General features: G+C 64.4%; 8 protein-coding genes. 1 reads left to right on the top strand and 7 read right to left on the bottom strand.

The features are described 5' to 3' along the window. Positions 1-199 (top strand): universal stress protein (locus tag MOV75_RS20380; protein WP_247006475.1); only part of this gene is annotated, 199 nt, incomplete at its 5' end. Between the two features lie 16 nt (positions 200-215). On the opposite strand, the gene MOV75_RS20375 is transcribed toward MOV75_RS20380, so the two are convergent. The 7 genes from MOV75_RS20375 to fba form a co-directional block, all read right to left on the bottom strand. Then, complete coding sequence (locus MOV75_RS20375; protein WP_246928775.1) at positions 216-428, bottom strand: hypothetical protein; 213 nt, start codon at positions 426-428, stop codon at positions 216-218. Positions 429-614: 186 nt separating this feature from the next. Continuing rightward, a complete protein-coding gene (locus MOV75_RS20370; protein ID WP_246928773.1) occupies positions 615-2,471 on the bottom strand; it encodes a bifunctional diguanylate cyclase/phosphodiesterase in 1,857 nt (618 codons plus the stop codon). Between the two features lie 261 nt (positions 2,472-2,732). Then, positions 2,733-3,470, bottom strand: coding sequence for a ribulose-phosphate 3-epimerase (rpe, locus tag MOV75_RS20365; RefSeq protein WP_247006474.1), 738 nt, complete (start codon positions 3,468-3,470; stop codon positions 2,733-2,735). After that, on the bottom strand, positions 3,467-4,399 hold the full coding sequence (gene cbbX, locus MOV75_RS20360; protein WP_247006473.1) for a CbbX protein: 933 nt from the start codon (positions 4,397-4,399) through the stop codon (positions 3,467-3,469). Before cbbX ends, rpe begins: the two co-directional genes overlap by 4 nt. A gap of 99 nt (positions 4,400-4,498) precedes the next feature. Further along, positions 4,499-4,906, bottom strand: a complete 408-nt coding sequence (locus MOV75_RS20355) for a ribulose bisphosphate carboxylase small subunit (protein WP_246928761.1) — start codon at positions 4,904-4,906, stop codon at positions 4,499-4,501. A gap of 11 nt (positions 4,907-4,917) precedes the next feature. Beyond that, a complete protein-coding gene (locus MOV75_RS20350; RefSeq protein ID WP_246928758.1) occupies positions 4,918-6,378 on the bottom strand; it encodes a form I ribulose bisphosphate carboxylase large subunit in 1,461 nt (486 codons plus the stop codon). 31 nt (positions 6,379-6,409) lie between these two features. After that, entirely contained in the window at positions 6,410-7,495 is a 1,086-nt protein-coding gene (fba, locus tag MOV75_RS20345; protein ID WP_246928756.1) for a class II fructose-bisphosphate aldolase, read from the bottom strand. Positions 7,496-7,648: the final 153 nt, after the last annotated feature.

Genomic DNA, 7,648 nt, shown 5'->3' with positions numbered 1-7,648 from the left:
ACTGTCGAACCGCACGGTCGTCCTGTCGGCGACGCGCGCCGACATCCAGCCCACCATCCTGTCGCTGGCGGCCGACGAGGGCCTCGATCTCCTGGTGATGGGCGGCTACGGCCATTCGCGATTGCAGGAGCGCGTTCTCGGCGGCGTCACCCGCGCCATGCTGGAAGCCATGACGGTTCCGACGCTGATGTCACATTGAGCCGGGCTCGGCCCCGTCACGCCGCGACCGGGGTCTCCCATGTCGCGGGCGCTGCGGCGCCCTCGTCGTGTGGCGCGTTGCAGGCGTCGAAATGCGCCTTGAGTTCGACCTCGGCGAGATATTCGAAATGTTCGGCCTGGCCGAGGAGTTCCCAGTTCTGAAGCGGCCGGTAGGCCGCCTGCTGGCGACAGAGGGACGCCAGCGCCCGGTAGCGACGTACGTTCTCCATGAGACCCTCCCTCGCATTCACAAGGTTTATTGCCCCTATTTGCGTCAGGCCGATGGCGGTTGTGCAAAAGATTTGCTGCGCCCGTCGCGCGCCTGCTCTCGGCTCCGCTGGTAGGAAATATATCTCCGAGCCAAAGTTCCAAACGGTGTGGACTGACGCGCGGAATCCCGCCACCAGATCCAGGGGCTAGGCGTAGAGCCGGCGCTCCACGGTCACGCCGACCAGGTCGAGATAGCGCTCGATCAGGTCGGGCCGGCCGACCAGATAGCCCTGCATCTCCTCGCAGGCCTCGCGCACCAGGAAGGCACGCTGCGCTTCCGTCTCCACCCCTTCGGCGATGACCGGGATATTCAGGGCGTGCGCGAGGCTCAGGACCGCGCGGACAATCGCGGCCGATTGCAGCGTCGCCTCGAGATTGGAGATGAAACCGCGATCGATCTTGATCTTGTCGAACGGAAACGACTGCAGATAGGACAGCGAGGAATAGCCGGTGCCGAAATCGTCCATTGCGATGCGGACGCCCAGCGCCTTCAGCCGCCGCAGCAGATCGAGCGCGCGGGTGAAATCGCCGATCAGCACACCCTCGGTGATCTCGACCTCGAGCCGCGTCGGGGCAAGCCCCGTCTCCAGCAGGATCCGGTGGATCGAACGTTCGAGATCGCCGGCCTGGAACTGGACCGGCGACAGATTGACGGCGACCTGCAGCGGCCGCGGCCAGGATGCCGCCTCGCGGCACGCTTCGCGCAAGACCCATTCGCCGATCTGGACGATCAGCCCGTTCTCCTCGGCAAGCGGAATGAACTGATCCGGCGGCACGAAGCCCCGCGTCGGGTGGTTCCAGCGCAGCAGAGCCTCGAAGCCGATCACCTCGCCATCCACTCGCGCCTGCGGCTGGAAATAGACCAGGAACTGGTTCTGCTCCAGTGCCTGTCGCAGATCGTGCTGCAACAGCCTGCGATCGCGCAGCTCCCGGTCCATCTCGGACTCGAACAAGCGGACCCGCCCCCTGCCCTCGCGCTTGGCACGATAGAGCGCTGCATCGGCGTTGGCGAGCAGCGTGGCGGCATTCACGCCGTCATCCGGATAAAACGCGATGCCGATGCTGAGGCCGACATGGGGAAGGTAGTCGTCGACCTCGAGCTCCTTGCCGATGGTCTCGACCAGGCGCTCGGCGAGCGCCAGAACCTCCTCACGCCTGATGTCGTCGGGCATCAGGATCATGAACTCGTCGCCGCCGATACGAGCGACGAAGGCGCCGTCGGTCTCCGCGGCAAGCCGGTCCGCTGCCGTCCGCATCAGCATGTCGCCGACGGGATGGCCGAACACGTCGTTGACCTCTTTGAAGCGGTCGAGATCGAGGCTGAGCACGGCAAAACTGGTCGCCGCCTCCTGCGCCCGCTCCAACCGCTCGCCGAGCGCGGCGTTGAAGGCGCTACGGTTCGGCAGGTCGGTCAGCACGTCATGATGCGCGAGGTGACTGATGCGTTCCTGGGTGTTGACGCGCTCGGTGACGTCCTCGATCACGCCGACCAGATATTGCGGATCGCCGGCATCGTCGGTGATCAGCATCTTTCGCGAGTTGACGACCCGGTCGTGACCCTTGACGCCGATTTCGAGCAGATGCTCCTCGAGGAACATCGGCATCCCGCTGGCAACGACCCTGCGGTCTTGCTCGTTGACCATGCGGGCGACATCTGCGGGGAATATCTCGTCGGGAGTCCTGCCCAGCATCTGCTCGCGTTGCAGGCCATAATAGCTCTCGCCGGCGCGGTTGAGCAGGATGTAACGGGAATCCTTCGCGCACTTCGCGAATACGGCGATCGGGATGTTCTCGACGATGGCGTCCAGGAACTCACGGGTCCGCAGCAGGTCTTCCTCGACCTCGTCGTGAGTCTGCACACGTGCGTCGATCATCCGCTGGCGCTCGCGATCACTCGCCTCATAGGCTGCGCTGACGAGCTCGCCCAGCTTGGCGAGGTCGACCTGTCCGGCCGCGTCGGTGGCGCAACGAAGCTGCTCGGCGAACAAGCGATGCATACTCATGCCATCGCTCCACGCCGCATGCAGGCCTCATGCCCGCAGATATCCTCGATCCGCATCCCCGCGCTCTCTAGCGTTTCTCAATCGAAGATTGCGGCGCATAGCGTTGCTCGGGAGTTAATCGAGCCTTCGTCTCCGGCGCATTGGTTACCCCGGCCTGAAGAGGCGAGCATTCCTGCGCGATATTCTCCGTGGAACCCCGGAGACAAGTGACACGATGCTGGCACAACCGGAACCGCGCCGTCTCCGATAGTGTCCCTTGGTCTAGCGGATGCGCGCGCCTTCACCGAGGCGCATCGGATGCGCGGCATTGTCCTGCAGCTTCGGAACCCGGCCGGCCTCGGCGGCGACGCGAATGGCGGCGATATTGGCCGCATATTCGGCAGCGCTTTTGCCGCGAAACACCGCGGAACCCGCCACCAGCGTATCGGCGCCCGCCGCCGCCACCGCAGCGGCATTATCACGCGTGATGCCGCCGTCGACCTCGAGCCGGATCGGCCGGTCGCCGATCATGGTTTTGATCCGTTCGATTTTCTCGAGCTGGGATTCGAGGAAGGATTGGCCGCCAAATCCCGGATTGACTGTCATCACCAGCACGAGATCGATGCGATCGAGCACATAGGCGATCGCGCTCTCGGGAGTGGCCGGACACAGGCTGACGCCGGCCTTCTTGCCGAGCGCACGGATCGCCTGGAGTGAGCGGTCGAGATGCGGGCCGGCTTCGGCATGCACCGTGATGACGTCGGCGCCTGCCTTCGCGAACGCTTCGAGATAGGGATCAACAGGCGCGATCATCAGATGAACGTCGAACACCTTATTCGTCAGCGGACGGATCGCCTTGATGACGTCGGCGCCATAACTGATGTTGGGGACGAAATGCCCGTCCATGATGTCGCAATGGATCCAGTCGGCGCCGGCCGTGTCGATTGCCGCGATCTCCTCGCCCAGGCGCGCGAAATCCGCGGCCAGAATCGACGGAGCGATGATGATCTCTCTGGTCATGGCTTTGCACTCCCCGCATCAGCGCCGCCGCTGAAGACGCGGCTCGCCAGGACGTCCATGGGATCGATGGTTTCGAGGTCGGCGACATCCAGCATGCGGTCGAGATCGGACACCAGGCGATCGGCCTGCCGCAGCCGGATGCGGTCGACGGCGTTGCGGATCGAGCGCGCATTGGAGAAGAACGGCTGCGTCCGGCGCAGCGCGATGTATCTCTCGAACGCCTCGCGCGCCGCAGCCGCGAGGCGATAGCCGCGCTCCTTCAACATCAGTTCGGCGATGACTAGCAGCTCAGCTTCGGCATAGTCCGGAAATTCGATGTGATGGGCGATGCGCGAACGGAAGCCGGGGTTGGAGGCGAAGAAGCTCGTCATGCGCTCGCCGTAGCCGGCGAGGATCACGACCAGGTCGTCGCGCTGGTTCTCCATCACCTGGAGCAGGATCTCGATCGCCTCCTGGCCGTAGTCGCGCTCGTTGTCGGGGCGATGGAGATAATAGGCCTCGTCGATGAACAACACGCCGCCCATCGCCTTCTTCAAGATCTCCTTCGTCTTCGGCGCGGTGTGGCCGATGTATTGACCGACGAGATCGTCGCGCGTGACCGAGATCACCTGCCCGCGCCGCACGAAGCCGAGACCGTGCAGGATCTTGGCCATGCGCAGCGCCACCGTGGTCTTGCCGGTGCCGGGATTGCCGGTGAACGACATGTGCAGCGTCGGCGGCGCGGAGGCCAGGCCCGCGCGCTGCCGGATGCGTTCGATCAGCAGCAGCGAGGCGATCTGGCGCACGCGGTTCTTCACCGGCTTCAATCCGACCAGCTCCTGCTCGAGCTGCTGCAGCGTGTCGGTGATCCCGGCAGCTTCGGCTTCCTTGCGGAGATCGAAACTGGTCTCGCTGGGCTCAGTCGTGGTTGCGTGGGGAACGTCCAGCATAGCTACCCTCGAAGAAAAGAGCTTCGCCGCCGGGAGCGGCGAAGCAGTGGTCCGCCAAGGATGCGGAGCAGGGAGAGCTCCGCGCGGAAGCGGATGGCTTTAAGTTGACGCGTGCGTGGCCGGCCTTCGCACGGTGGTGTACCGGATCGCGCGGCCGCCGACTTCCTGCCGCACCAGCTCGAACTCCGCTTCTTGCGGCGGCCGGTTGACGAGGAAGGAGATCCGCACCGACTCCCAGCCATGGCTCGAATCGAAGCCGCTGATGCGGATGTAGCGGTCGCCATACACCCTGCGGCACTCCGCGAGCTCCATCATCACGCCGGCGGCGTCCTGAAGGTCGAACATCGGCAGGCCCCACATTTCCCAATAGGTATTGCGGGGATGGGGATCGTCGGTGAACTCGATATTCACCGCCCAGCCATTGGTCAGGCAATACTGCACCTGCTTCGTGATCTGATCGTCGGTCAGATCCGGCAAGAACGAGAAGCAGCCCTGGGTCAGTTTCATCTCATGTCTCCTCAAACGGTTTCCAGCGCGGTCGGCACGAAGTCCGGCGTGTCGGTGGATTGATAATTGAAGGTGACGTCCTTCCAGACCTCGAGCGCCGCCTTCAACGGCGTGCAGGTCTCGGCCGCCCGCGCCAGGATCTCCGGACCTTCATGGACGTAGTCGCGGCCCTCGTTGCGCGCGAGGATCATCGCTTCCAGCGCCACGCGGTTGGCGATCGCGCCGGCGGCGATCCCCATGGGATGGCCGATGGTGCCGCCGCCGAACTGCAGCACGACGTCCTCACCGAGCAGATCGAGCAGCTGATGCATCTGCCCGGCATGGATGCCGCCGGAAGCCACGGGCATCATCTTGTTCAGGCTCGCCCAGGGCTGATCGAAGAAAATTCCATGTTCAAGCTTGGTCGGGTTGAAGTCTTCGCGGCAGACATCGTAATAGCCGCGCGTGGTGTTGGGATCGCCTTCGAGCTTGCCGACCACCGTGCCGGCATGGATATGGTCGACGCCGGCAAGGCGCATCCACTTGGCGATGACGCGGAACGACACGCCATGGCTCTTCTGCCGCGTATAGGTCGAGTGACCGGCGCGATGCAGATGCAGGATCATGTCGTTGCGGCGCGCCCACTTCGCCATGGACTGGATCGCGGTGTAGCCGATCACGAGGTCGATCATGACGATGCACGATCCGAGCTCCTTGGCGAACTCGGCACGCTCGTACATGTCCTCCATCGTGCCCGCGGTGATGTTCAGGTACGTGCCCTTCACTTCCCCGGAGGCGGCCTGCGCGCGGTTCACGGCTTCCATGCAGTACAGGAAACGATCGCGCCAGTGCATGAAGGGCTGCGAGTTGATGTTCTCGTCGTCCTTGGTGAAATCGAGCCCGCCCTTCAGCGCCTCGTAGACGACGCGGCCATAGTTGCGGCCCGAAAGCCCGAGCTTCGGCTTCACCGTCGCGCCCAGCAGCGGCCGGCCGAACTTGTCCAGGCGCTCGCGCTCGACCACGATGCCGGTCGCCGGCCCCTGGAACGTCTTCACATAGGCGACGGGGAAGCGCATGTCTTCGAGCCGCAGCGCCTTCAACGGCTTGAAGCCGAACACGTTGCCGATGATCGATGCCGACAGGTTTGCGATCGAGCCCGGCTCGAACAGATCGAGATCATAGGCGATGTAGGCGAAATACGAGCCCGGCGTGCCCGGCACCGGATCGACGCGGTAGCATTTTGCGCGATATTTCTCCGCCGCGGTCAGGCGATCGGTCCACACCACGGTCCAGGTCGCGGTCGAGGATTCGCCGGCGACAGCGGCCGATGCCTCGATCGGATCGACGCCCTCTTGCGGCGTCACACGGAACAGCGCGATGACGTCGGTGTCCTTTGGCGTGTAGTCGGGCTCCCAATAGCCCATGCGCTTGTATTCCATCACACCGGAGCGATAGCGCTCTTTGCCGCGGACCGTGCCTGCATGTGCGTTCATGTCTCTCTCCTGCTCTTCTCTCTCTGAATGATTAGGCCGCAACCGGTTCGCGAGCGCCGATGCGCGGATCGAGGTCGCCGGCGCGGTAACGCCGCGCCATTTCGCTCAAGGGGATGACCTTGATCTTGCTGGCGTGGCCCGCCGTGCCGAACTGCTCGAAACGCTCGCGGCAAAGCTCACGCATCGCGTCCATCGCGGGCTTCAGGAACTTCCGTGGGTCGAATTCGGAGCGCGTTTGCGCCGCGACCTTGCGGAACACCGCGGTCATCGCGAGGCGACAATCGGTGTCGATGTTGACCTTGCGTACGCCGCTCTTGATACCGCGAACGATCTCCTCGACCGGCACGCCCCAGGTCTGAGGCATCTCGCCGCCGAACTGGTTGAACATGTCCTGGAGCGGCTGCGGCACCGAGGAGGAGCCATGCATCACCAGATGCGTGTTCGGCAGGCGGCGATGGATCTCCTCGACCACGCGCATCGCCAGGATGTCGCCATCCGGCTTGCGGCTGAACTTGTAGGCGCCGTGCGAGGTGCCCATCGCGATGGCAAGCGCATCGACCTTGGTGGCACGAACGAAGTCGACCGCCTGGTCGGGATCGGTCAAGAGCTGGTCGTGACTGACCTTGCCCTCGACGCCGTGGCCATCCTCCTGCTCGCCGCCGCCATGCTCGAGCGAGCCGAGCACACCGAGCTCGCCCTCGACGGACGCGCCGACCCAATGCGCGAGATCGACGACGCGTCGGGTGATTGCGACGTTGTAGTCGTAATCGGCCGCCGTCTTGGCATCGGCTTTGAGCGAGCCGTCCATCATGACGGACGTGAAGCCGTGGGCGATGGCGGACGCGCAGGTCGCTTCGTCATTGCCGTGGTCCTGATGCATGCAGAGCGGAATGTCGGGATAGGTCCGCTCCAGCGCATCGATCATGTGCGAGAGCATGATATCGCCGGCGTAGCTGCGGGCGCCGCGCGAAGCCTGCATGATGACGGGCGCGTCGACCTCGGCCGCCGCCTGCATGATCGCGATGCCCTGCTCCATGTTGTTGATGTTGAACGCCGGCACCGCGTAACCATGGCTGGCGGCGTGATCGAGCAATTGGCGAAGGGTGATACGGGCCACGAGAAGTCCTCCTTATTGTCTCTTGCGTGCGATCGCCCGGCGGGCGGCTTCCGCAATGCTCTGCGGCGTGATGCCGAATTCGCGGTAGAGCACGGGCGCCGGCGCCGAGGCGCCGAAGCCGCGCATGCCGACGAACTCGCCCTCAGTGCCGAT

The sequence above is a fragment of the Bradyrhizobium sp. PRIMUS42 genome (assembly GCF_023006515.1).
Taxonomy (GTDB): domain Bacteria; phylum Pseudomonadota; class Alphaproteobacteria; order Rhizobiales; family Xanthobacteraceae; genus Bradyrhizobium.
Note: the sequence above shows the minus strand (reverse complement) of the source record. Positions and strands in the feature narration are given on the sequence as shown.

Excerpts from the sequence above, each read along its gene's own strand:
- rpe (WP_247006474.1), bottom strand. The coding sequence starts at position 3,470 with ATGACCAGAGAGATCATCATCGCTCCGTCGATTCTGGCCGCGGATTTC.
- cbbX (WP_247006473.1), bottom strand. The coding sequence starts at position 4,399 with ATGCTGGACGTTCCCCACGCAACCACGACTGAGCCCAGCGAGACCAGT.
- MOV75_RS20355 (WP_246928761.1), bottom strand. The coding sequence starts at position 4,906 with ATGAAACTGACCCAGGGCTGCTTCTCGTTCTTGCCGGATCTGACCGAC.
- MOV75_RS20370 (WP_246928773.1), bottom strand. The coding sequence starts at position 2,471 with ATGAGTATGCATCGCTTGTTCGCCGAGCAGCTTCGTTGCGCCACCGAC.
- MOV75_RS20350 (WP_246928758.1), bottom strand. The coding sequence starts at position 6,378 with ATGAACGCACATGCAGGCACGGTCCGCGGCAAAGAGCGCTATCGCTCC.
- MOV75_RS20375 (WP_246928775.1), bottom strand. The coding sequence starts at position 428 with ATGGAGAACGTACGTCGCTACCGGGCGCTGGCGTCCCTCTGTCGCCAG.